This window comes from Amycolatopsis sp. GA6-003 (genome assembly GCF_046267895.1).
Taxonomy (GTDB): Bacteria; Actinomycetota; Actinomycetes; order Mycobacteriales; family Pseudonocardiaceae; genus Amycolatopsis.
This window is the reverse complement of record NZ_CP176499.1, coordinates 6,553,222-6,577,583: the sequence shown is the minus strand read 5'-3', so window position 1 is coordinate 6,577,583 and position 24,362 is coordinate 6,553,222. Positions and strand designations below refer to the sequence as shown.

Sequence of the window (24,362 nt, the reverse complement as noted above, 5' to 3'; positions counted from 1 at the left end):
CGACCTGGCTGGGAGGGGTCCCGGAACGAACCGGACTAGCCGGACTGGCTGGGCTGGCTGGAGTCGCTCGACTGACTGGACTCGCGAACCACCAGCGACACCGGGAGGATCTGCGCGCCCGGCGGGACGTCCTCGCCGTCCAGCAGCCGCATCAGGGTCGAGACCATCGCGTGGACCTGTTCGCGCGGATCCTGGTGCACCGAGGTCAACGGCGGCGTCATGGCCGGAGCCAGCGCGGCGTTGTCGTCGAAGCTGACCACCGCGACGTCGCCGGGCACGTCGCGGCCGGCGTCCGACAGCGTGCGCAGCGCGCCCACCGCCATCATGTCGCTGCCGACGAACACCGCGTCGAGGTCAGGCGCCCGTTCCAGCAGCGCGGCCATCGCTTTCGCGCCGCCGGCCAGGGTGAAGTCGGCCTCCTCGGCCAGCCCGGACGGGTCGATCCCGGCGTCCACGAGCGTCTTGCGCCAGCCGGCGAGCCGGTCGATCGGCGCGCCCTGATCCTGCGGGCCCGCGATGGTCGCGATCCGGCGGCGGCCGGATTCCACCAGGTGCGTCACCGCCTGCCGGGCCCCGCCCTCGTTGTCGAAATCGACCAGGTGCACGCCCCGGCGCAGATCGGCGGCTTGCCCGCCGAACACCACGGGCAGTTTCAGCAACCGCAACGCCCGGGGCAGCGGATCGGCGCGATGCGGGGCGAAGACCAGGACCCCGTCGACGTGCCCGCCCTCGAGGAACCGCACGGTGCGCCCGAGGTCCTCCCGGGTGTCGCTGAAGAGCAGCACCATCTGGCAGCCCACATCGGCCAGTTCCCGGTAGCCCGCGCGCATCACCGCGGTCCGGTACGGGTCGTCGAGCAGCCGCGCTTCCGGCTCCGACAGCACCACCGCGATCGCGCCGGTCCGCCGGGTGACGAGCGAGCGCGCGGCCTGGTTCGGCGAATACCCGAGGTCCCGCGCCGCGGCGAGCACTTTTTCACGCGACCGCGCGCTGACGTACGCGTCGTCGTTCAGCGCGCGCGACGCGGTGGACCGCGAGACCCCGGCGAACGCCGCGACGTCCTCCAGCGTCGGCCGTTCGTCCTCGGACCGAGGCACCACTTCGCCCACCCCCTGACTGTCGGTCGGGCCAGCTTAACCGCGGCTTGCCGGGAGCGCTCCCGGAGACTGTGGCCTTGACATCCCTCGTTACCTGCAACACACTCGGGCGGCATCTGGGAGCGCTCCCAGAACGACTTCCAAGGGGTTGACGACGGTGACAACGTTCCGGAAGGGCCTGGTGCTGGCACTGGGCATGACGATGACCGCGGTGAGCGCCGCGGCGTGCGGCGGCGGCGATGGCGACGTGCCCGCGGCGGCCGGGCCGAACGAGCACGTGGAACTGACACTCGCGACGTTCACGGAGTTCGGCTACGAGGCGCTCCTCCCGGAGTACGAGCGGCTGCACCCGAACATCAAGATCACCCACCGCAAAACCGGCCAGGGCGGGCCGTACGCCCAGGACATGATGACGAAGCTCGCGGCCGGTTCCGGTCTCGCCGACGTGCAGGCCGTGGAGGAAGGCCACCTGTCGGACATCCTCAGCAAGTCCTCGAAGTTCAACGACCTGAGCCAGATCGGGCCCTCCGGCGTTACGCCGGACCGGTGGCTTTCGTGGAAATACGAGGCGGGCAAGGACAAGACCGGCAAGCTCATCGGCTACGGCACGGACATCGGCCCGCTCGCCATGTGCTACCGCAAGGACCTGCTCGCCGCGGCCGGGCTGCCCAGCGACCCGGAGGCGGTGAAACCGCTGTTCGCGACGTGGGACAGCTATTTCGCGGCGGGCGCGCAGTACACCGGCAAAACCGGCAAGGCGTGGTTCGATTCGGCGGCGCAGAACTTCAATTCCATGGTCAACCAGCTGCCGGTCGGCTACCTCGACGCCAACGACAAGCTCACCGTCGAAAACAACCAGGGCATCCAGGACGCCTGGAAGAAGGTGACCGACGCGGTCGCGAAAGGCGAATCGGCGAAGCTCACCGCGTTCAGCAACGAATGGAATTCCGGGTTCAAGCAGAGCGCGTTCGCCACGAAAGCCTGCCCGGCGTGGATGCTCGGGGTGATCAAGGAACAGGCCGGGCCGGACAACGCGGGCAAATGGGCGGTCACCGCGGCTTTTCCCGGCGGAGGCGGCAACTGGGGCGGTTCGTACCTGACGGTGCCGAAACAGAGCAAGCACCCGCGGGAGGCCGCTGAACTGGCCGCCTGGCTCACCGCGCCGGAGCAGCAGATCAAGGCGTTCGAGGCCAAGGGCAATTTCCCGAGCCAGGCGAAGGCGCTGGAAAGCCCGCAGCTGCTGACCGCGACCGACGCGTACTTCGGCGGCGCGAAAATCGGCGAGCTGTTCGCCGAGCAGGCGAAGAAGGTGGCGAAACCGCAGTACAAGGGGCCGAACGACGGCCAGATCCAGGAAAACGTGGCCAGCCCGGCACTGCAGTCGGTGGAACAGGGCGCTTCGGCCGCGGACGGCTGGCAGCGGCTGGTCGACGGCGCGAAGAAACTCGCCCGCTGACGATGACTGTCACCGACAAGGCCGCTCCGGAAAGCCGGGCCACGACGCGGCAGCCCGCCGCGGCGCGGCCCGGCCTGCGCGACCGGTTAGCGCGCTGGGACGTCAAAATCTCGCCGTATCTGTACGTGGCGCCGTTCTTCATTGTGTTCGCCATCGTGGGCATGTTCCCGTTGCTCTACACCGCGTACGTGTCGCTGTTTTCCTGGAAAGCCGGCGACGACGACCCAGACTTCATCGGACTGGACAATTTCACCGAACTGTTCGCGGACACGCAGTTCTGGCACGCGCTGGAAAACACGGTCAGCATCTTCCTGCTGTCCAGCGTGCCCCAGCTGATCATCGCGGTGCTGCTCGCCGCGGTGCTCACGCTCCGGCTGCGCGGCGCGACCGGGTGGCGGGTCGGCATTCTGCTGCCGTACGCGGCGAGCCTGGTCGCGCTCGGGATCATCTTCGCGAACCTGTTCGGCCCCCGCTACGGGCTCGTCAACGGCGTGCTCCAAACCCTCGGACTGTCCCCAGTGGACTGGCAGGCCAACCGGGTCGCCAGCCACGTCGCCATCGCGATCATGGTGAACTGGCGATGGACCGGTTACAACGCGTTGATCGTTCTCGCCGCCATGCAAGCGATTCCGAGGGAATTGCACGAGGCCGCGCTGATCGACGGCGCGGGCACCGTGCGCCGCTTCACCAATGTGACGTTGCCGCTGCTCAAACCCACGCTGATCTTCGTCACCATCACCTCGACGATCGGTGGGCTGCAGATCTTCACCGAGCCCAAGCTGTTCGACGCGATGCCCGGGTCGAACAACGGCGGCTCCACCCACCAGTTCCAGACCGTGACGCTGTACCTGTACCAGACCGCTTTCGAGAATTTCGATCTCGGTTACGCGTCCGCGATCGCGTGGGTGCTTTTCCTGATCATCGTCGTGATCGCGCTGATCAACTACTTCGTCACCGGAAGGCTCGCGGGGAGGCGCACATGAGCGTGCACAACACCGTGCGGGTGCGCGCGGCCCGGCTCGGCAAGCCGCGCAAGGCGACCTACGGCGTGCTGATCGTGTTCGTGCTCGGCTCGCTGTTCCCGTTCTATTGGTCCTTTCTGGTGGCCAGCCGCGACAACGGGATGCTCACCGAACGGATTCCGCCGCTGCTGCCGGGCGGCAACTTCTTCGCCAACGCGGCGCGGGTGTTCGACACCGTTCCGTTCTGGCGAGCACTGGCCAACAGCGTCATTGTGTCCGGCACGGTCACGCTCACCACGGTGCTGTTCTCGTCGCTGGCCGGGTTCGCCTTCGCCAAACTGCGGTTCCGCGGCCGCAACGGCTTGTTCGTGTTCATCGTGGTGACGCTCGCGGTGCCGACTCAACTCGGCATCATCCCGTTGTTCATCGCGATGTCCAAGCTCGGCTGGGCGGGCGGGCTGCAATCGGTGATCGTGCCGAACCTGGTCACCGCCTTCGGCGTGTTCTGGATGCGACAGTACACAGTGGACGCGTTGCCGTACGAACTGATCGAAGCCGCGCGCGTGGACGGCTGCAGCATGATCCGGGTCTTCTGGAACGTGTGCCTGCCCGCGGTCCGCCCGGCCGCGGCGATCCTCGCGATGTTCACGTTCATGACGTCCTGGAACGATTTCCTGTGGCCGCTGGTGGTGCTCGACGCGGGCAATCCGACCGTGCAGGTGGCGCTGGAGAAACTGCAGAGCGGCTACTACGTCGACTATTCGCTGGTGCTCGCCGGCACCACGCTGGCCACGATTCCGATCCTCATCGTCTTCCTCCTGCTCGGCCGCCAGATCGTGGCCGGGATCATGCAAGGCGCCGTGAAAGGGTGACCATGTCCGCACAGCCGATCCCCGACGTGTTCGCGTTCCCGGACGCGTTCGTCTGGGGCGCCGCCACGGCGGCCTTCCAGGTCGAAGGATCGACCACCGCCGACGGGCGCGAGGCGTCCGTCTGGGACACCTTCGCCGCCCGCCCGGGTGCGGTGGCCCACGGCGACACCGGCGACCCGGCGGCCGACCACTACCGCCGGTATGCCGGCGATGTGGCGCTGATGCAGTCGATCGGGCTCACCGCGTACCGGTTTTCCCTTTCCTGGCCGCGAATCCTGCCGCACGGCAAACCGGAGCCGCGCGGGCTCGCGTTCTACGACCGGCTCGTCGACCAGCTGCTGGCCGCGGGCATCCAGCCGTGGGCGACGCTGTATCACTGGGATCTTCCGCAGTCGCTGGAAGACCGCGGCGGCTGGACCGCACGCGACACCGCCTACCGGTTCGCCGAATACGCCGAGACCGTCGCGGCCCGCCTCGGCGACCGCGTGGCGAGCTGGTCGACCCTCAACGAACCGTGGTGCGCGGCGATGCTCGGCTACGGCTCCGGCGTGCACGCGCCCGGTCGGACCTCGCCGGAAGGCGCCGTGGCCGCTGCGCACCACCTGTTGCTGGGGCACGGGCTGGCGATGGAGGTGCTCCGGCAGCACACGAGCAACCCGTCCGGGATCACGCTGAATCTGTACCCGGTCGTCGCGGACTCGCCGGACGAGGCCGATGCCGACGCGGTCCGCCGGATCGACGGGCTGCAGAACCGGTTGTTCCTCGACCCGTTGCTGCGCGGCGGCTACCCCGCTGACCTGCGCGAAGACCTGTCCCGGTTCGGCTTCGACGCCGTGGTGCGCGACGGCGACGAGGCGGTGCTCGGCAAGCCGATCGACTGGCTGGGCGTGAACTACTACCGCGGCTACCGCGTGGCCGGTTCGGCGCGGCCGGGAAGCACCCCGGCGGGCCGGGAATGGCCGGGAGCCGACCAGGTGCACTTCGTCCCGAATCCGGCCGCGCCGCGCACCGATTCCGGCTGGGAAGTGCAGCCGAGCGGACTGACCGAGTCACTAATGCAGGTGCATCGGGACTATCCGCCGGTGCCGTTGTACGTCACGGAAAACGGCGCGGCTTATCCGGACCCGATCCGCGACGGCGAAGTTTCCGACCACGACCGCATCGCTTTCCTCGACGCGCATCTGCGGGCCGCACATGACGCGCTGGCACACGGCGTGGATTTGCGCGGGTATTTCTACTGGTCGCTGCTGGACAATTTCGAATGGGCCGAGGGGTACGCGAAACGCTTCGGCTTGGTGCACGTCGATTACCGCACTCAGCAGCGCACGCTGAAGCGCAGCGCACGGTGGTACGCGGAGGTGATCGCCCGCAACGCGCTCTCCTGAGCCGGCGGTAACCTACTTCCGGGTTTTCCAGCACCGCCGGGAAAGACTTTCTCCGCGAGTTTCGCGTCACAGTGCCCGGGCGCGGCCGTCGGACCAGTGCCGGGGCCGCCCCGAACGGCCCCGCGAGCGGAGACTGGAGCGTCCGATGACGGTGCGGAGCCGGGTGGCCGACGAGGTCACCACGTGGCTGACCGGGGAATTCGCGGGCCGGGTGCCCGCCGACGCGGTCAAGGTGGTGGTGCGGGCGGCTGGACGGGACCTCGACGGCAGAGTCGTCCCGGACGACCACGGCGACCTGCTGTACCGCGTGGCGCGGGCCCGGCTGGTGCGGATGCTGGCCGCGCCGGACGAACCGCGCATCCCGCGTTCGCGCCGGTAAGGCGTTCGTTCCCGGCCCCGCGCGGGCCGCCCCGGTGGCCCGAGGTAATCAGGCGCGCGCCGACCGTGGCCGGCGCGCGTCGCGAGCTGCTACGAACCCGGCAGCACCCGGCTGCTCAGCGGCGCGTGCGAACGCTCCGGCGGCCACCAGACCTGCGCGGGCGGCGGGGGAACGTCGTCGTCTGGAAGCTCGAGCGCGTCCGCGCCGCTCTGCCAGCGGTTCCAGTGCACGGAACACAGTCCGCGCCACAAGGAATCCTCCGCACAGTCCCGCCGACGACACTTGCGTACCTGCTGCCCGCCATCAATCACGTCCACGACTCCAAACCGCGCTCAACCTCCCCGCCGGCTCCAGTCTGCCCCGGCTCCGGCGGGAACGCCCCGTACTCGCGCCAACACAACCCTTGTGCAGCAACGGAACGAGAGATCTCACCCTACTCCAGGCTCCGGTGCGCGCGCCGGGCGACCACAGTGCACTCTTTCAGCGGTTGACGCGTCTGATACCCGGCGTCAGCGGGGATTTCCTGTGCCGCAACGGAGAGTGCGCGCCCGGCGGCGTACGGTAGGTATGTCCACAATGGATGATCAACGCCGCGGATGGTTGACGTCGTACTCGTGCGCGGCGGTGCGCTGGGTGCGGGTGCGCAGGAGCTGCTCGTCCGGCGAGTCGTCCACATCGGCCAGTCCCAGCGCGACCGCACGGCGGATCTGTTCGCGGTTGTCGCGCACGACGGAGGAAAAGAAATCGTCGATGCGCGGATCCAGAAGGACTTCCAGCAGGACCCGGAAGGACGTGTCGACGGTCGCGCGGACGATTTCGTCGTGGAACGGCAGCCGGCGCAGTTTGCCGAGCTGCGGGTCTTCGGAGATCTTTTCGGTGATGATGGCGCGCAGTTCGGTCTTGTTCTCGCTGAGGGATTTGGCGAGGTTTTCCGGATAGTTTCCGGTTTCCAGCACCTTGACCACCTCGTCGAGGACGGCGATGGTGACGGGTTTCTTGATGGCGCGGACGATGGGTTCGGAGAGCTTGTCCACCAGGCGGTAGGTGAACTGCTCCCCCACCGCGCGATCGGCCGCCCGGCCCAGGCGGACGATCAGCAGGATCACGCCGAGGACGTGGTGGTTCGCGGTGAAGTCCGGGTGGGCCACCGGGATCATGGCGAAGATTTCGTACCAGGTGCGGGCCAGGAAGGCGGCTCGCCAGGCCTGTTTGCGCCAGCGGTGGAGGAGTTCGAGGAAGAAGATGCCGCAGATTACGCAGTCCGCCGGGAAGAACCAGCGGCTGATCCCGGGGGCGGGCGGGCCGATCAGGAGCCAGGCCAGCATGCCGGTGGAGACTACGGCCAAGGCCAGCATGATCCAGTCGTCCGCCCGGACGTTGCCGGGGAGGATGCCGCTGTTGAGTTCGGTTTGGGCCGGACGGCCGGTGGTCATGGGTGGCTCCCTGGTGACTGGGTTGTTGCCTTGGGGATGATCCCATGGGGGACGGGTTTGGGCTGGGAGGAATCGCGTCGGTGAGGCGTCGGCTCGTCGCCCTGGCGGGCGACATTGCCGATTGAGTGGTTGCGTGGGGCACCCCGAAGCTTGATTGTGCTGACGGTCTGGGGGTGCTTGTCAAGGCGGGAAAGATGCCTTGACAAGCACCCCCAGACCGCAGGGAGGCTTCGTATCGGGGTTGGGGGAGGGGCTGGGTGCCTCGCTCGTTGGGTGCGGCGGTGGCGGTTTTTTCGCGGGTTGGGTGGTTCGGTCGTTGGGTGCAGCGGCTGGGGCGGGGGCTTGCGCCCCCGAAGGGGCATTGGGGCGTCTCGGCTGCGGCGGGTGGTCCGCGAAAGGGCCCTTTGACGGAAATCAGGTCCGTGAGGCTTCCCCTCACGGACGGCTACGGAACCGGTTCACCTTGGGCTTCTCAAGGGCGACATCTTGACATCAAACACCCGGGTACCGCAGGCTTCTCGTTACGCCGCCTAGTTAGGAAAGTTTACTAACAAGGAGACCTCCACCATGCCCGCTTCCCGGAAGGTGGCGCTGTTCGCCGCCGCTTCCGTTTCGGTTACTGCTGTGCTGGCCGGTGCTGGGCCTGCCACCGCGGCTTCCGTCGCGCGTCCTTTTCCGGCGCACGTCACCTACCAGACCGGCGTTCGGCCTTCGGTCAGTCAGGCTGAGCAGGACGCCGCGGTCAAGAAGCAGTACGACTCCTGGAAAGCAACTTACCTCCGCCAAGCCTGCGGCGGTTACCTCGTCTGGGCGACCGACGACGCGCCCAACAAGGGCACGGTGTCCGAGGCGCAGGGGTACGGGATGAACATCGTCCCGTTGATGGCGGGGTACGACGCCCAGGCCAAGACGATTTTCGACGGGATGTGGAAATTCGTCCAGGACCACCGGGACAGCAAGGGGCTCTTCCAGTGGGTCATCGACGGCAAGACCTGCAAGTACGCCGACGACGGCACGCCTGACTCGGCCACCGACGGCGATCTCGACGTCGGTTACGGGCTGATTCTCGCGGACAAACAGTGGGGAGGCTACAGCGCCGCCGCCAAGGACTGGCTTGCCAAGGTCTACAAGTACGACGTCGCGTCCGACGGGCATCTCAAGATCGCCGACGACGCGGGCAACGACGACACCCGGCCGTCCGACTTCATGCTCGACCACCTGCGCGCGTTCGCCAAGTATGACACCGCGCACGACTGGAACAAGGTCATCACCCGGACCGAGCAGCTGATCACGCAGTTCACCGCCAAGTATTCGCCGACCGCGAATCTGCTGTCGGACTTCGTGGTCGGGGCGAACACCAACAGCCCGAAGCCGGCGCCCGCGGATCATCTGGAGAACCAGCCGGACAACATCGTCGGCTACAACTCCGTTCGCGTGCCCTGGCACATGGGCACCGACGCGCTGCTGTACGGCGGCAAGGTCGCGACCGAGGTCGCCAAGAAGGAATCGGCCAGCTACAAGAGCCACTCCGGAGCCAACCCGGCCAAGATCTACCCGCACACCAAACTGGACGGCACGCCGACCAAGACCAGCGACCAGTCCGAGGTGGCGGCCAACCCGGTCGGCGTCGCGGCGATGGTCTCGGGCGACCAGGCCTGGACCGATTCGCTGTGGAAGTACATGGCGGGCAATCCATATGACGACACTTACTACGGCGAGACCATCAAGCTGCTCGTCTACCTGGTGATGTCCGGCAACTACTGGGCGCCGTGACCCTGAGCCTGCCCGCGCGGACGCTAACCGGCGGCGTCCGTGCGGGCAGGCGGGCACGTTCCGCCCGGGGTGGTCAGCAGTTCGAAGTGCCACATCTCGTTCGCGTACACCTGGCACAGGCCGTATTTCTTCCCGTGCTGAATGAGCCAGTCGGCGGCCCGGGTGGGCGCGACGTCGACGGCTTTGCCGGACACGTGCGTCGATTTTTCCGGCGTGTTCACGAACTTCCGCGCCTCTTCCAGGCTGCCGTACTTGGCGATGCCGCCGTCGAGCAGCTTCTGCTGGTACTCCTTCGTCCGCCAGCCCGACGCGATGCGAATGTCCACTTTGCGCTGTCGCGCGTCGGTTGCCGCCTCCTGCAACGCTTTCCGCAACGCCGGGTCGAGATTCCCGACCGCCGGGTAGTTCGTGTCGAACGGCGTGAGCGTGACGCCTTCCGGAGCCCCGCCCTGAGCCGGGTCGTGGTCGGGATCGCCGTCGAGAACCGGGAGGCCGGAGCACGCGGCGACGAGGAACGCGGGCAGCACGAGCAGGATCTTGTTCCGCAGCACGCCGCAACTATCGCGAGCGGGTATCCCCGGAAGGTCCGGCGAATGTCCGCGCTGCGTAACAAGACCGCATGCTCAGGTAACGCCTCAGGCGGTCAGCCCGATCCCCGCTTCGGCGGTGTTGACCAGGAAGGTCAGCGTCTCGTAGAAGTACAGCTCCACAGTGGACGCATCGTGGCTGGAGTAGCCAATGGACAGATCCTGTCCGAAGTGGAGCTCGTAGTCGCCGCCGCGCGTCGACAGCACACAGGCGCCGCTGATCGCGGGCGTCCGGATGAGTTCGCCGTCCACGATCTGCTTCAGGTGTTCCAGCACCGGATAACCATGGTTGGCCGCCTCGTACGCGGCGGTGAACTCGTCGTCGCTGAGCAACACCGTGTACGGCCCGGCCACGCCCGCGTCACGCAGTTCGGCGATCGCGTCGCCAATCGCCTTCGGGTAACCCGGGGCCTCCGGCGGCAGCGCGATCGGCGACAGCGAAGAAGCCGGGCGGATGCCAGTAATGCCTGCCTCGGCGAAACCGTCGAGCACGATCCGGTCCTCGGCGTACGCGATCTGCTGCGCGGCGTCCTTCACCGGCTGCCAGTCCGCGTCTTTCGCGCCCCACTCGACCGAATCGACTTCCTCGCGCGACACCGTGAACGGCACCCGCAGCTCGACGATCCGCTGTGCCGTGCGCAGGCTCGTCGCGACGCCGTCGAACTTGCCGCCGACGCGTTCGCGGCGTCCGGTGCCGACCGCGGCGAGCGCCGGGTCGCCGGTGACGACGACGTCCACCACCCGGCGCGCCGCGGCGAACTCGGAGAACGTGCGCTTCGCCTCCTCCTCCAGGTCCGCCCACGCGGCAGCGGAGATCGGGGCGAGTTCGCGATGCAGGTTGTTCATGACCGAGTGCTCCTTCGCAGGCTTCCGATGCCCAGCGACGTCCCGGCGGGCGTCGCGGCAGCCGGCGGTTCCGGCTCGGGCGGGGCGTCCGGCGGATCTTCGAGGAAGTCCGCGGTCGGCACGTAGAACAGCGCGCCGGTGTGGGGCGTGGAGAAGTCGAGAATCCGGTCGTAATTCCCCGGCGGCGCCCCGACGAACATGTTCTCCAGCATTTTCTCGATCACCGCCGGAGATTTGGTGTAGCCGATGAAGTACGTGCCGAACTCGTCGTGTCCGGGGCGGCCGAACGGCATGTTGTCGCGCAGGATGTCGAGTTCGTTGCCCTCGTCGTCGGTGATCACGTTGAGCGCGATGTGCGAATTCGCGGGCTTGTCCTCGTCGGACAGCTCCACATCGGACAGTTTGCGCCGTCCGATCACCAGCTCCTGCTGTTCGGTGGTGAGCGCGTTCCAGGCCCGCATGTCGTGCAAATACTTCTGCACGACCACGTAACTGCCGCGGTTGAACGGTTCGTCGTCGTCCACCAGCACGGCCTGATCCACGCCGTTTCCGGTCGGATTCTCCGTGCCGTCGACGAAGCCGAGCACGTCGCGCGCGTCGAAGTACCGGAAGCCCTGCACCTCGTCGAGCACCCGCACCGAACCGCGCAGCCGGTCCATGATCAGCGATTCCAGCTCGAAGCACAGGTCGAGCCGGTCGGCGCGGAGGTGGAACAGCAGGTCGGCGTCGGCGGTGACGACGCTCGTGTGCTTCTCGCCCGCGAAAACCGGCAGCTCGTGCAGTTCCGCGGGCCGCGGGCCGCCGTAAATCCGGTCCCACGCCGCCGACGAGATCCCGGCGACGCACGTCAGCCCGGCCCCGGCCTCGCGGAAACCGACCGCGCGCTGCAGCCCGGCCAGGTCGGCGAGGAGGTCTTTCGCGGTCTGCTCGGCCCCGGCGTCGACGTGGACCATCAGGAAGATCGCCGCCTTGGTCAACGGCGCGGAAACGGCCTGCGGCTCAGGCGGTTCAAGGTCCCCCGCTTGCACGCTCGCGCACCCCTTCTCGCCCGGTGACCGTCCGAGCGCATCCTAACCGCGGACCGCGGGCCGCACCCGGCATCGCCACTCCGCAGCGGCGACCGGGTGGCGCGGCGCAAGCGATCTTGTCCACCCCGGCAAGAGGCGTCAGAACTGGCCGCCGCCGGCGTGCACCGTCTGCCCGGTGACCCAGCGCGCTTGATCCGACGCCAGGAAGCCGACGATGTCCGCAATGTCGCCGGGTTCGGCGATCCGGCCGAGCGGGGTCTGTTTCGCGCTGTACTCGACGACGCCCGGCGGCCCGTCGGCGAGGAGCGCCTCGGTGCGGACCGCGCCCGGGAGCACGCTGTTCACCGTCACGCCGCGCGGGCCGAGTTCCTTCGCCAGCACCCGCACGAGCTGGTCGCCGGCCGCCTTCGCCGCACCGTAGAGCCCGGTGCCGGGCCGGGCCGTCGGGACCACGCCGCTCGACACCACGACGATCCGGCCGCCGTCGCGCACTCGCCGGGCCGCCTCGCGCAAGGCGACGAAGGTCGGCCGCAAGTTGGTGCTGAAGATCAGGTCGAAGACGTCGTCGGAGGCCTCGGCGAGCGGCACGAACCGGGCGATCCCCACGTTGGCGACGACCACGTCGAGACCGCCGAATTCCTGTTCCGTGCGGTCGAAAAGGCCACGCAGTTCGGCGTCGTCGGTGACGTCCGCGCGCAGGGCGACCGCCTGCCCGCCGTCCGCCCGGATCTTGGCGACGACGGACTCGGCCGAGTCCCGATCGGAGCGGTAGTTGACCGCGACGGAGAGCCCGTCCGCACCCAGCCGTTCCGCGATCGCCCTGCCGATTCCGCGCGAACTACCCGTGACCAACGCGACGCCCGCTTCGCTCTGCACGACGTCATTCTAGTGGCCCGTTTCCTCGGCGAAGCCCTGCGCGGCAAGAAAAACCTTGGCGAGCGGTTCGCGGACTGCGAGCCCGAGCAGCCCGACCGCGGCACCGACCGCGACGAGCAAGGTGCTCGACGCCGAGGCGGACCGCCCGAGCGTGCTGGCGAGATTCGGGTCGAACCTGTCCGAATCGGACGAAGCCGTGCTGCGCGACCTGCTGCGCCAGAACGGCGGCTGACCCTGGCAGCAGTGGCCGTGCTCGGTGCGTGTGCGTGGTCCGCGACCAGCACGTTTGACGCGGCGACCGAGCTGCATTCCGGCCTCGAGACCGCTTGCCTGCTCGCGGCCCCGCACCGCGATAGCCCCGAGCGCTGACCGGACTGCCTGCGGAGATGCACCCTCGGTCCGACATTCCGGGCACCTTCTCCGCAATTTGGGGGAAGCGGGTAACCCGTCCAGGTGAGACGCCCGCTACCGTGGGTCTTTCGACCACCGGATGTGGCAGGAAGAGGAACCCCGATGCGTCGCAAGACCTCCAGTGCGCTGCGTGTCGCCCAGGTGCTCCTGGCCGTTGTTTCGCTGCTGGTCCTCGGCGGCACCGCGTTCGCGTGGTCGAAGCTGAACCAGATCACCGACGGCCTGACCAGGTCCGATGTGATCGGCTCCGGCTCGAACTCGCCGATGGACGAGCAGAACATCCTGATGGTCGGCCTCGACACGCGCACCGACGCGGAGGGCAACCCGCTCCCTGAGGACGTGCTCGACCAGCTGCACGCGGGCGGCGCGGAGGACGGCGGCGACACGACCGACACGATGATCGTCGTGCACATCCCGGCGGGCGGCGGGAACGCCACGGCCATCTCGATCCCGCGCGACTCGTATGTCCAGCTTGCCGGGAAGTTCGGGAAGCACAAGATCAACTCGGCTTATACCTACGGGCAGACCGCGCGGAAGAACGAGTTGAAGGCTCAGGGTGAGTCCGGGGCGCAGCTGGAGACGGATTCGGCTCAGGCTGGGGCCAAGACCGCGATCGAGACTGTGCAGCAGTTGACCGGGTTGAAGATCACGCATTATGCGGCGGTCAATCTGGCTGGGTTTTATTACGTCAGCCAGGCGGTCGGCGGGGTGCCGGTGTGCCTGAAGGCTCCGGTTCGGGATTCTTACTCGGGGGCTAATTTCGCCGCTGGGCCGCAGAATGTCGCGGGGGCGCAGGCGTTGCAGTTCGTGCGGCAGCGGCATGGGTTGCCCAACGGGGATCTGGATCGGATCAAGCGGCAGCAGGTTTTCATGGCCAGTATGGCCAAGACGATTCTTTCCGCTGGGACGCTTACCGATCCTGGCAAGTTGGACGCGTTGATCGGGGCCGTCAAGAAGGCTGTCGTTGTTGACACCAACTGGGATTTGCTGGCGTTCGCTCAGCAGTTGCACGGGATGAGCGCGGGGAGTATCAACTTCGTTACCGTGCCGGTGGTCAGCATTACGTTGAAGACGCCCAATGACGGGGACGCGGTGCAGGTCGATCCGCAGCAGGTGCAGCGGTTTGTCCGGGAGGTGACCGGGGGGTCTGCTCCGTCGTCGTCGGCTTCCGCGCCGCCGCCTTCTTCCGCTGCCGGGGATTCGGCGCTGGCGTCCTATGTAGTGGATGTGCGGAATTCGTCCGGGGTCGACGGGCTGGCCAATCGGGTGGCGGACAAGCTTGCCGCTGCCGGGTATCAGCGGGGGTCGGTGACCAACAGTGCTACTCGGCGGACTTCCACCGTTTATTACGGGCGGGGGCAGCGCAGCCAGGCTGAGGGGATTGCCGAGAAGCTTGGCGGGGTTGCGGTGGCTTCCGACAGTTCCCTGGAGAAGGATCATTTCCGGGTTTATCTGGGGCAGAAGTATTCGGATGATTCTGGGGTGCATCCGGCTTCCGCTCCCGTGATCGCGGAGGCCCCGGCGGCGGAGATTACTGCTGATGGGGTTACTTGCGTGAACTGACTGCTCGTGCTTCGCACATCGCGGGGAATGAGTGGTGCGGTGGGGCACCCCGAAGCTTGATTGTGCTGACGGTCTGAGGGTGCTTGTCAAGGCGGGAAAGCGTGCCTTGACAAGCACCCTCAGACCGCAGGGAGGCTTCGTATCGGGGTGCGGGGGTGGGGTGGGTGCACCGATTGTTGGGTGCGCTGGTGCGGCTTGGCGAGTGGGTCCCCGCACGGAACTGGGGGAAGCAAAAGCGGGCCGGTCCTGTCGGACCGGCCCGCTGCTAAAGAGGGTTACGCGCGGTAAATCAGGCGTTGCTCCGGCGGCGGCGGACCACCAGCATCATCGCGCCGCCTGCGACTACCAGGGCCGCGCCGATGCCGATGGGCAGGGCGGCGTTCACGCCGGTGTTCGCCAGCGGGGTCTGGCCCGAGTTGTTGCCTGCCGCGGGGGCCGTCGTCGCGGGGGCGGTGGTGACCGGGCCCGTTTCGGTCCAGGTGCCGGTCGCGGCCGCCTGGACGGTGCTCTTCTGCGACTGTGCCACGATCAGCGACTGCGCCGGCTTGTCCGCGTAGTTCTTGGCCACGAACAGGCGGCCGGTGTTGACGTCGCCCGCGGCCTTCACCGCGAGTTCGGCCGTGCCGGGCTTCGCGTCCTTCGGGACGTCCAGGAACAGCTTCGTGCCGTTCTTGATCGCCGACGACTTGAGCTCTTCGCCGTTCTCGCCGACGACCTTCACGCCCTCGGGGAGCTTGCTCGTGAAGTCGGTGACGCTGCCGGTGGTGGCGATGGTGAACGGGCCGATCTTCGTGCCCGCTTCGCCGGACGCCTTCGCCGGAGTGATGCTCAGCGTCGGCTTCTTCTCCTCGACGCCGGTGTTCGCGTCGCCGGTCAGGTAGTCGTACAACGCGACGACGTCGGCCGCCTCGTCCTCGGAACCGTTGGCCAGCGCGTTCTTCTCGTCGAGGTCCTTGCCGTCGCTGTAGTGCCACACCGCGGCCTGGGTCGCGGTCAGCGCTTCCTTCGCGGACAGACCGTCGTGGAGCTTGGCGCCCTTGCCGGTCAGCGTCTTCTCGATGGACGCGACGTCCACGGACGGGTAGCTGTGGTGCAGCACCCAGTTGATGTTCTTGTTGTTCTTGCGGAACGGCGACTTCGCGTCGGGGTAGTCGTTCCACGCGTGCTCGACCATCGTCTCGCCGAAGCGCGCGCCGACCTCGATCTGCACGCAGTACATCTTCGAGATCGCACCGTCAGACAGCTTGAAGTTGAACAGCGTCGTCTGGACCGTGCCCTTGCCCGCGATGTTGACGTCGAAGCCCGACGAGCCGCCGTAAACCAGCTCGCCCGAGGCCGCGCCGCTGCGCGCCGAGGGGGCGTTGTCGTCCGCGAGGGCGACCGGCGCGGCAATCATGAGCGCCGCTGCCGCGGACGCCGCCGCGGCCCCTCCCCGGACCAGAATTGACCTGCCGTGCATGCTTTCTCCCATCAAGTCCCGAACCACGATCGACGGGCCGCGTGAGACCGCATCTCCCCGACCACGCCGGCCACTAATTCGGGTGAAGAATCCACCCAGTCAAGCGATGGCGAAGCATACACAGGGCTCACATGCGCACTGTGGGTGGTCCCCCGACTGCGCTTTACTACCTCCAGTCGGAGTCGTTCCTCCCCTTGCGTTGCTCTGGGTGTCTGTGCAAAGAGCTGCGGAAACCCCGGAGAAAGGGCGGGAAACGGTGGCCGAGCGACCTCCGGCGGACGTGCTGGCCGCGTTCGGCGGTGCCGGTCCCCCGGTTCGGCGGGAAGGCGGGGCCTGGTGCGCCGGGGACTTCCGCGCCGATCCCTGGGCCGTCGGAGACCGGATCGCCGGGGAGGAATCGCCGCCCGACGGCTCAGCAACCGCGCGGTCTTCTCCGCCCGTTGCTCGAGGCGCGCCGTCCGGCCGCGCAGGCGGTGCACGGCGATCTCCCCGGCAACGTCGGCACGCACGACGTCGCTGGACGCCCGGCCAGCCCGTCCTCGCGGCCGTGCTCAGTTGACCAGGTTCTCCAGCGGCTCGCCCTTCGCGTAGTGCGCGAGCTGGCGTTCGGCCAGCCGCTTCGCGCGCGGGTAGAACGAGTCCGAACCACCGGCGATGTGCGGGGTGATGATCGCGCCGTCGAGGGTCCACAGAGGATGGTCGGCGGGCAGCGGCTCCGGGTCCACGACGTCGAGCGCGGCGCGCAGGCGGCCTGCGGAGACCTCGGCGGTGAGCGCGGCGGTGTCCACGGCGGTGCCGCGGCCGACGTTCACCACCAACGCGGTGTCCGGCAACAGGGCCAGTTCCGCGGCGCCGAGGAGACCGCGCGTCCGCGGGGTGTCCGGCAGGACCAGCACCACGATGTCCGCGGTCGGCAGAAGCTCCGGCAGTTCGGCGATGCCGTGCACTCCAGTGCGGGCGGTGCTGGCCACCCGGACCACCTCGGCCTCGCCTGCCTCCAGGTACCGCTCGATGGCGCGGCCGATCGAACCGTAACCGACCAGCAGGACACGGCAGTCGGCGAGCGAGCGCGTGTGCTCCCGGCCCCACGAACCGGTCCGCTGCTGCGCGAACCAGCGCGGGAAATACCGTTGCGCGGCAAGGATCAGCGCGAGCGCGTGCTCGGCGACGCTGAGGTCGTGCAGGCCCCGGCCGTTCGCCAGCCGCACCCCGGACGGGACCAGCGGCAGCAGGTTGTCGTAACCGGCGGAAAGCGTCTGGACCGCGCGCAGCGACGGCAGTTCCGGGATCAGCTTCGCCGCCGCCGGGCCCTGGTCGTAGGGCAGGACGTAGAACTCGACGTCGTCGAGGCCGTCCGGCGGGGCGCCGCGGCCGTCCCAGACGACCGCGTTCAGTTCGGCCGGAACGGAAATGTCGGACCAGGGCAGGAGTACACGCGCGGTCATGCTCGCCTTTCCTTCGTCTTCGCCGGAACCGCGAGCACCAGCACCGCGGCCGCGGCCATTGTCCCCGCCAGCATCAAGAACGCGGCGGCCGTGCTGCCGGTGGCGGATTCGAGCCAGCCGACCAGGTAGGTCCCGAGGAACCCGCCGAGCGCGCCCGCGGCGTTGACCACCGCCACCGCGACCGCGGCGGTCCGCTGCGGCAGAAGCTCGGAAATCATCGCGAAGAACGGGCCGTACGGCGCGTACAACGCCACCGCGGCGATCGCCAGCAGGACGAACGCCCACCAAAACTGCTGCTTGCCCATGAGATACGAACCGTAGAACGCTACCGCGCCAACCAGCAGCCACGGCCAGACGAACCGCCGCCGCGCCCCGGACCGGTCCGAACCGCGCGAGTTGAGCAGCATCGCCACCACGGCGAACGCGTACGGAATCGCCGACAGCAGCCCGGTCGCGCCGATCCCCGCCGACGAACCCGCCTTGACGATCGACGGCAGCCAGAACACGAAGCCGTAAACCCCGATGCTCCACAACAGATACTGCGCCGCCAGCAGCAGAACCGCCTTGGACCGCAGCACTTCCCGCACCGGCCGCTCGGCTGGCGCCGGCAGCCGCGCTTGTTCCGCGGCGATCGCGCGTTCGACCGCGGCGCGTCCGGCCGGGTCGAGCCACGGCGTGTCGCCGGGCCGGTCGCGGACCTGCGCACGGAACACGAAAGCCCAGATCAGCGCCGGAACTCCCTCGATGATGAACATGCCGCGCCAGGACGTCGCCTCGATCAGGTACCCGGACGCCGCCGACAGCCACATCACCGTGACCGGGTTGCCCAGGATCAGGAAAGCGTTGGCTCGGCCGCGTTCCGCCTTCGTGAACCACCGCGCGAGCAGGACGACGAGCGCGGGCAGCACCGCCGCTTCCACCGCGCCGAGCAGGAACCGGACCGCGATCAGCACCGGCACCGAACTGAGCAGGCCCTGCGCGGTCGCCAGGACGCCCCAGGCGAGCACCGACCAGAAGATCAGGCTTCGCACGCTGCGGCGGTCGGCGTAGAGCACGCCGGGGACCTGCAGCAGGAAGTAGCCGAGGAAGAACGACGCGGCGATCAGGCCGGACGTCGTGCTCGTGAGGTGCAGTTCCTCGGCCATGCCGCCCGCGGTCGCGATCGAGAAGTTCGACCGGTCGAGGTAGGCGAGGCTGTAGGTGACGAAGACGATCGGGATCAGCCGCAGCCAGCGCTGCCTCCCGAGCGTGCCCGCCTGCTCGACGGTGTTCATCCGGTACTCCTGTCGCCGCTGACCCAAGTCCTTGACGTGCTTTCCGTCATATGGAAAGCTATTCCGCAATACGGTGAGAGGCAGTGTGCGTCGCCGCGCGCGGGACGTCAAGGGGGTCCGATGGCGGACATGGTCGGCAAGGCTTTGCGGGTGCTCTCGCTGCTCGGCGGCTACCCCGAGGGCGTGCCGTTGTCCGAGCTGGCGCGGGCCGCCGGGTACCCGGTGAGCACGACGCATCGGCTGCTGAGTTCCTTGCAGAGCGAGGGATTCGCGCGCAACGACCCGGTGTCGAAGCGATACTCGCTGGGGCTGCGGTTGTTCGAGCTGGGTCAGTCGGTTTCGCAGGCGCGCGGATTCGCCGGCGTCGCGCTGCCGGTGATGCAGAAGCTGTCCGCGGAGACCGGCGAGCCGACGCTGCTGGCCGTGCTGGACGGGCACAACCAGGTTTACGTGCACTCGGTGCAGGGCTCGCAGCGGCTGCAGATCCGCGGTGAACCGGGCGCGCGCGGGCCGCTGCATTGCACGTCGATGGGCAAGTGCCTGGTCGCGTTCGCGCCGAATCGGGAGGAGCTGGTCGCCTCCCTTGAGCTGCCTGCGTTAGGCCCGCGCACGATCACTTCGCGGGAGGCGTTCGCGACGGAAATCGCGGCGGTGCGCGAACGGGGTTTCGCGATCGCCGACGAGGAGCACGAGGAAGGCATTCGCGCGGTCGGCGTTCCGATCCGGACGCCGGACGGGACTGCGATCGCCGCGCTGTCCACCGCGGCGCCGGCTTATCGGCTGACCGTGGCCCAGCTGGAGGAGTTCGTGCCCGCTTTGCGTGCCGCGGCACGGGAATTGGCGGCGCTGCTGCCCCGGTGAGCGATTACGCGCCGATCTGTTCCCGGATCCACGAGACCAGCTGATCCACGCGCGCCGCGGTTTCGATGCCGGGCTGCGGGCAGTCCGGGCCGAAGTTCTCGACCGCGATCAGCGTGTTCTTTCCCTTCACCGGCACGAAAAACGGCGAACCCGAATCGTCCGGGCACGGGCTGTTCTCGACGGTCCGCTTCTTCAGCGGTTCCAGGGTGATCTCGTTCTTGCGCACCTCGTCGACCTTGAAGTCGCCGCGCTTGATGTGGTCGGTCTGCACGATGACCTTCGAGGACAGCGAACCCCAGCCGACGAAGGTGGTGTGCTGCCCCGGATCCGGCGGCCCGTCCGGCAGCGCGAGCGGTTCGATGTCGGTGACCGGCTCGGACAGTTTGGCGAGCGCGAGGTCGTTGACCGCGGACTGGCGCGTGTCCACGATCGTCAGCAGGTGCCCGCGCGGATCGGAGTCGGTGAGCTTCCCGATCGCGGCGGTCATGGTGTAGTCGGGTTTGCCGCTGACGCGGGTGCCGTCGAGGTCGTGGAAGCAATGGCCCGCGGTGACGACCCACTGCGGGGCGATCAGCGAACCGCTGCACCCGCCGGTGCGGACGCCGCCGCCCTTCTCCGGAATGTCCTTTGCGGACAGTTTGACGCTGAACGGGGTCGGGTGGTCGGGCAGCGCGGGCGGCTGCGGGGTGGACTGGCCCTTGCCGCCAGTGCTGCCGCTGACCGTGCTGCTGGCATTGCCCGCGTTGCCGCCGGCGCTGCGTGCGACGGCGACGTTCGAGACCGGCTTCGCGGTGTCCGCCTCGGCGGTCCGGTGCAGGCCGACGTAGGCCCCGGCGAGCCCGGCCCCCAGGATCGTGGCCGCGGCCACGGCACCCAGCCGAAGGCTCGCCCGCTGAGCGGAACGTGACTTTGCGTGCACCACGGGGTCCAAGATAGCGAACTTGTTAACCCGAATGAGTGAGAGTGCCCGATTAATCCGGTGACCTGGGTAGAAACTGACCTGCTCGATACGCGGGGTTCGGAGTTGGTCACGGAATGCTCACAGCACGGGCACGTTTTGCCTGGACGCTGGGCCATTCGGCGGCAGGGACCGGATTGTGGGAATTGCTCCCGTTCAGTGGGACGCCTGGCTCCCGGGCTGACCTGAGACGGGCCGCAGGCACCCGCTCCCACAGAGGTCCGTGAGGGGAACCCCTCACGGACCTCTGGCATGGCTAGGCGTGCGGCGGCAGGTCTGGCCAGTGCAGGCGATCGGGCCGGTTCAGCGAGGTGGCCGTCCGCATTCGGTTTTCTACTCTCGCAGGCCGATGGCGTCGATGGGCCGGGCGCGCAGGGTGACCCGAGTGGACAGACCGAGCGAGACCAGGCTCAGCAGGAACGCTCCGGCGACGATTCCGCCGAACACCGCGGGCGTACCGGACGGCAGCGGAGTGGCGCGCAGGCCAAGGTTGAGCAGTACCAACGGAATCGCCGCCACTACCGTGCCGAGCAAAGCCGCTACCCCGGCGGTCGTCAGCGCTTCCAGCCGCATCATCCGCACGACCTGGCCTCGGGTGGTGCCGATCAGCCGCAGCAGGGCGAATTCCCGCGAGCGTTGCGCGGTGGTCATCACCAGCGTGTTGGCCACCGAAATCACCACGTACCCGAGAATCACGCCGACCGCGACGAGGTTCAGGTAGAACTGCTGTTGCCCGGAAGCGCTTTCCACCGCGGAAACCGAGGAGCTTGGCGTCACGGCGAGGCCGGGATAGCGAGCGCTCAGGGTGCGCAACGCGGCGGTCACCGCGGCCGGGTCCGCGTTCGGATCCTGGCGCACCAGAACGGAATGGTCCATCCGGTCGCCGGTGTGCGCGCGGGCGAGGTCGGCGGGCAGCACGTATTCGCCGAACGCCTGGTTGTGCGTGTATACCGCGACCAGTTTCACCTTCGCGGGGCGACCGTCGGCGAACCAGAAGTCGACCTCGTCGCCGATTTTCTTTTCGTACCAGTCGGCCTCGCCCTTGCTCATCGCGACGGTGTCGCCGCGCAGGTCGGCCAGATTCCCGGACACGACGCCGAGGTCGAGCACGCCGCGCACCTGGTCGCCGTCCAGTCCCTGCGCCGGATACTTCGTCACGCGCAGCCGTTCCTGCTCCGGGACCGTGGTGACGACGTCGGTGCGGATCACCGAGGTTGCCGCCGCGACCCCGGGGATCGCCCGCGCCGCCGCCGCGACTTCCGGGGACAGCGCGCCGGTGGTGCTCGTCAGGACGTGGTCCGCGGTGGTCGACCGGACGGCCTGCTCCTGTTTAGCCGCGGCGGACGACGTCTGGCTGTAGAACATCGAGATCGCGAATGCGACCGCGAGCATCACCGGGGTCACCGCCGAGGCGAGCCGCCGCGCGTTGGCCTGGTTGTTCGCCGCGGCCAGGTAGCCGCTGATCCGCGAGAGGCCGGAGTACACCGGGCCGATGATCCGGGTCATGAAGGCGACCACCTTCGGCCCGAGCACCGACAGCCCGATCACGGCCACCAGCGCGGACATCGAGGAGGCGGCGAGCGCACCGTCGCCGGTCACGTACATCGGGACGGTCGCGCCGCCGAAGCCCAGCGCCACCAGCAGCCAGCCGACGAGAATCCGGATGCGGCCGAGTTCGCGGCGTTCGACGGCCGCCTCGCCGAGCGCTTCGATCGGGCGGATCGACGAAGGACGCCGCGCCGCCGACCACGCCGCCAAGCGCGCCGCGCCCAAGCCGAGCAGGAACGCGACGACGAGCGGGAGCGGGCCGATCGCGAGGCCGAAGTCCGCCGGGATCACGCCGATCCCGGCGAACGCGTTGCGCAATCCGTAGCCGACGGCCACGCCCAGTCCGGCGCCGAGCACTCCGGCGACGACCGCGACCAGCATGGTTTCGGCGCTGATCAGTTTGCGGATCTGCTTCGGCGTGGCCGCGATCGCCCGCAGCAGCGCGAATTCCCGCCGGCGCTGGTTGATCACCAAGGCCAGCGTGCTGGACACGACGAAGACCGCGACCAGGATCGCGAACCCGCCGAACGAACCGGCGAGGGCGAACAGCAGCATCCGCGTTTGGCTCACGTCCAGGAATTCGACCGTGCTGCGGCCCATCCCGGTCGTCACGGTGACCGGTTCGCCGCGGACGGCCGCGCTGATCCGGTCTTCCAGTTCGCCTGTCGGCACGCCAGGGGCGGCGAGCACGCCGACCGCGTGGACCTGCCCCGGCTTTCCGGCGAGATCAGCAGCGCGCGCCGCGGAGAAGAACAAGGCCGACTGCCGGGACATCTCGTTGCCGGCCTTCGCCGCGGCAATGCCCGTGACCAGGAACTCCATCGGTGTCGAGCGGGTCGCGATCCGCACTGTGCCGCCGACCGAAACTCCGCCGCGGGCCGCCAGTTCCGCGTCCAGAACGACTTCGTTCGCCGCCTCGGGCGCGTGGCCTTCGCGCAAGGAGAACGGGGCCAGCACGGCCGACTCCCAGTTGTGTCCGCGCGACTGGGTTCCGTTCGGCCCGGTGAGCACCTGACCGCTGGACGTCACGACGTTCGCCGGGAAATCCTGCTCCGGCACCGCCTGGCGCACGCCCGGCACCGCGGCGATCCGGCTGACCACCGTGTCCGGCAGCGTGGTCTGTACGCTGATCTGCTCGGACTCGCCGAAATCCGCACCCGGCGGTTTCGTGGTCTGCGGCCCGCCGACCACCACCGCCGCCTCGGCGTAGCGCTGGGTCGGGACCCCGGCGCGAAGGCCGGATTCCAGCAAAATGCCACAGCCCGCGACGAGCGCGGTGCCGCAGAGAATCGCGACGAACGCGCCGACGAACCCGCTCAGCCGGGCCTTCGTCGTCTGCCAAGCCAACGACCACATGGCGGTCACCACTCCCCGAGGTGGGTCAACCGCTGCGCGACCCGTTCCGGGGTCGGCTGCGGGAGATGGCCGGCGAGCTCGCCGTCGGCGAGGAACAGCACTCCGTGCGCGGCGGACGCGGCGACCGGGTCGTGGGTGACCATCAACACGGTCTGGCCCATCTGGTCGACCACGGTGCGCAACAGGTCGAGCACCTGACGCGCGGTGCGGGTGTCGAGCGCGCCGGTCGGTTCGTCGGCGAGCACGACCTCGGGCCGGGTGATCAGCGCGCGGGCGATCGCGACGCGCTGCTGCTGTCCGCCGGACAGTTCCGCCGGGCGGTGCTCCAGCCGCTTCGCGATGCCGACGCCGTCGACGATCTCGCGCAGCCAGTGCGCGTCCGGCTTCTTGCCGGCGAGCCGCATCGGCAGGGTGATGTTCTGCAGCACGTTCAGCGACGGCAGCAGGTTGTAGGCCTGGAAAATGAACCCGATCCGGGTCCGGCGCAATTCGGTGAGCGCGCGCTCCCGCAGCCCGCCGAGTTCGGTTTCGCCGAGCAGCACCCGGCCGGAACTCGGCCGGTCGAGTCCGGCCGCGCAGTGCAGGAAGGTGCTCTTGCCGGACCCGGACGGCCCCATCACCGCGGTGAACGAACCCCGCTGGATCCCGACCGACACGCCGTCCAGCGCGGTGACCGCGCCGTCGCCGGAGCCGTAGATCTTGCGCACCGCTTCCAGCCTCAGGGCGTGTGTACCGCCTGTGTTCATCTTCGTGTCGCTCCTTGGACCAGCGGATTCTCTGTCGGTAACGAAGC

The 24,362-nt window shown here is 68.5% G+C and carries 22 protein-coding genes; 9 read left to right on the top strand and 13 right to left on the bottom strand.

Annotation, left to right across the window (positions count from 1 at the left end; genetic code table 11):
• Window positions 1-35: 35 nt before the first annotated feature.
• On the bottom strand, window positions 36-1,100 hold the full coding sequence (locus F9C12_RS29890; RefSeq protein ID WP_409186891.1) for a LacI family DNA-binding transcriptional regulator: 1,065 nt from the start codon (window positions 1,098-1,100) through the stop codon (window positions 36-38).
• Between the two features lie 154 nt (window positions 1,101-1,254).
• Between F9C12_RS29890 and F9C12_RS29885 the strand changes: the two genes are divergently transcribed.
• From F9C12_RS29885 to F9C12_RS29865, 5 genes are all read left to right on the top strand, one after another.
• A complete protein-coding gene (locus F9C12_RS29885) occupies window positions 1,255-2,553 on the top strand; it encodes an ABC transporter substrate-binding protein (protein ID WP_409462583.1) in 1,299 nt (432 codons plus the stop codon).
• A 2-nt stretch (window positions 2,554-2,555) separates the two neighbouring features.
• On the top strand, window positions 2,556-3,536 hold the full coding sequence (locus F9C12_RS29880) for a carbohydrate ABC transporter permease (protein ID WP_409462582.1): 981 nt from the start codon (window positions 2,556-2,558) through the stop codon (window positions 3,534-3,536).
• Window positions 3,533-4,387 (top strand): carbohydrate ABC transporter permease, encoded by an 855-nt coding sequence (locus F9C12_RS29875; RefSeq protein ID WP_409462581.1) that lies wholly within the window; start codon window positions 3,533-3,535, stop codon window positions 4,385-4,387. Before F9C12_RS29880 ends, F9C12_RS29875 begins: the two co-directional genes overlap by 4 nt.
• Window positions 4,388-4,389: 2 nt before the next feature.
• Window positions 4,390-5,772, top strand: a complete 1,383-nt coding sequence (locus tag F9C12_RS29870) for a GH1 family beta-glucosidase (RefSeq protein WP_409462580.1) — start codon at window positions 4,390-4,392, stop codon at window positions 5,770-5,772.
• A gap of 145 nt (window positions 5,773-5,917) precedes the next feature.
• Entirely contained in the window at window positions 5,918-6,151 is a 234-nt protein-coding gene (locus F9C12_RS29865) for a hypothetical protein (RefSeq protein WP_409462579.1), read from the top strand.
• An 89-nt stretch (window positions 6,152-6,240) separates the two neighbouring features.
• On the opposite strand, the gene F9C12_RS29860 is transcribed toward F9C12_RS29865, so the two are convergent.
• Both F9C12_RS29860 and F9C12_RS29855 read right to left on the bottom strand, forming a co-directional pair.
• Window positions 6,241-6,381 carry a hypothetical protein gene (locus F9C12_RS29860; RefSeq protein ID WP_244223586.1) on the bottom strand — a complete coding sequence of 47 codons (141 nt, stop codon included), beginning with the start codon at window positions 6,379-6,381 and terminating at the stop codon, window positions 6,241-6,243.
• 354 nt (window positions 6,382-6,735) lie between these two features.
• The gene (locus F9C12_RS29855; protein WP_409462578.1) at window positions 6,736-7,584 is read right to left on the bottom strand and encodes an ion transporter; all 849 of its coding nucleotides are present in this window, start codon (window positions 7,582-7,584) and stop codon (window positions 6,736-6,738) included.
• A gap of 567 nt (window positions 7,585-8,151) precedes the next feature.
• Here F9C12_RS29855 and F9C12_RS29850 point away from each other — a divergent pair.
• Window positions 8,152-9,357, top strand: a complete 1,206-nt coding sequence (locus F9C12_RS29850) for a glycosyl hydrolase family 8 (protein WP_409185076.1) — start codon at window positions 8,152-8,154, stop codon at window positions 9,355-9,357.
• Window positions 9,358-9,380: 23 nt separating this feature from the next.
• Here the strand turns inward: F9C12_RS29850 and F9C12_RS29845 are convergent, their stop codons facing one another.
• From F9C12_RS29845 to F9C12_RS29830, 4 genes are all read right to left on the bottom strand, one after another.
• Window positions 9,381-9,908, bottom strand: coding sequence for a M15 family metallopeptidase (locus F9C12_RS29845; protein WP_409185075.1), 528 nt, complete (start codon window positions 9,906-9,908; stop codon window positions 9,381-9,383).
• An 84-nt stretch (window positions 9,909-9,992) separates the two neighbouring features.
• A complete protein-coding gene (locus F9C12_RS29840; RefSeq protein ID WP_409185074.1) occupies window positions 9,993-10,790 on the bottom strand; it encodes a family 1 encapsulin nanocompartment shell protein in 798 nt (265 codons plus the stop codon).
• Window positions 10,787-11,818 (bottom strand): Dyp-type peroxidase, encoded by a 1,032-nt coding sequence (locus F9C12_RS29835; protein ID WP_409462577.1) that lies wholly within the window; start codon window positions 11,816-11,818, stop codon window positions 10,787-10,789. The genes F9C12_RS29840 and F9C12_RS29835 overlap by 4 nt, the downstream gene beginning before the upstream one ends.
• Before the next feature lie 138 nt (window positions 11,819-11,956).
• Window positions 11,957-12,694 carry an SDR family oxidoreductase gene (locus F9C12_RS29830; RefSeq protein ID WP_409185072.1) on the bottom strand — a complete coding sequence of 246 codons (738 nt, stop codon included), beginning with the start codon at window positions 12,692-12,694 and terminating at the stop codon, window positions 11,957-11,959.
• A gap of 55 nt (window positions 12,695-12,749) precedes the next feature.
• Here F9C12_RS29830 and F9C12_RS29825 point away from each other — a divergent pair, with 55 nt between their 5' ends.
• Together F9C12_RS29825 and F9C12_RS29820 are read left to right on the top strand one after the other, a co-directional pair.
• A complete protein-coding gene (locus F9C12_RS29825) occupies window positions 12,750-12,926 on the top strand; it encodes a hypothetical protein (RefSeq protein WP_409462576.1) in 177 nt (58 codons plus the stop codon).
• Window positions 12,927-13,207: 281 nt separating this feature from the next.
• Complete coding sequence (locus F9C12_RS29820; protein ID WP_409462575.1) at window positions 13,208-14,668, top strand: LCP family protein; 1,461 nt, start codon at window positions 13,208-13,210, stop codon at window positions 14,666-14,668.
• A 289-nt stretch (window positions 14,669-14,957) separates the two neighbouring features.
• On the opposite strand, the gene F9C12_RS29815 is transcribed toward F9C12_RS29820, so the two are convergent.
• From F9C12_RS29815 to F9C12_RS29805, 3 genes are all read right to left on the bottom strand, one after another.
• On the bottom strand, window positions 14,958-16,127 hold the full coding sequence (locus F9C12_RS29815; protein WP_409462574.1) for a thioester domain-containing protein: 1,170 nt from the start codon (window positions 16,125-16,127) through the stop codon (window positions 14,958-14,960).
• 551 nt (window positions 16,128-16,678) lie between these two features.
• Complete coding sequence (locus tag F9C12_RS29810; protein ID WP_409462573.1) at window positions 16,679-17,572, bottom strand: 2-hydroxyacid dehydrogenase; 894 nt, start codon at window positions 17,570-17,572, stop codon at window positions 16,679-16,681.
• A complete protein-coding gene (locus F9C12_RS29805) occupies window positions 17,569-18,846 on the bottom strand; it encodes an MFS transporter (protein ID WP_409462572.1) in 1,278 nt (425 codons plus the stop codon). Before F9C12_RS29805 ends, F9C12_RS29810 begins: the two co-directional genes overlap by 4 nt.
• Before the next feature lie 120 nt (window positions 18,847-18,966).
• On the opposite strand from F9C12_RS29805, the gene F9C12_RS29800 reads away from it, so the two are divergent.
• Entirely contained in the window at window positions 18,967-19,707 is a 741-nt protein-coding gene (locus tag F9C12_RS29800; protein WP_409462571.1) for an IclR family transcriptional regulator, read from the top strand.
• A gap of 4 nt (window positions 19,708-19,711) precedes the next feature.
• Here F9C12_RS29800 and F9C12_RS29795 read toward each other — a convergent pair whose 3' ends face one another.
• From F9C12_RS29795 to F9C12_RS29785, 3 genes are all read right to left on the bottom strand, one after another.
• Window positions 19,712-20,575, bottom strand: coding sequence for a S1 family peptidase (locus tag F9C12_RS29795; protein ID WP_409185066.1), 864 nt, complete (start codon window positions 20,573-20,575; stop codon window positions 19,712-19,714).
• A 423-nt stretch (window positions 20,576-20,998) separates the two neighbouring features.
• The gene (locus F9C12_RS29790) at window positions 20,999-23,569 is read right to left on the bottom strand and encodes an FtsX-like permease family protein (RefSeq protein WP_409467100.1); all 2,571 of its coding nucleotides are present in this window, start codon (window positions 23,567-23,569) and stop codon (window positions 20,999-21,001) included.
• Between the two features lie 5 nt (window positions 23,570-23,574).
• Entirely contained in the window at window positions 23,575-24,315 is a 741-nt protein-coding gene (locus F9C12_RS29785) for an ABC transporter ATP-binding protein (protein WP_409462570.1), read from the bottom strand.
• Window positions 24,316-24,362: the final 47 nt, after the last annotated feature.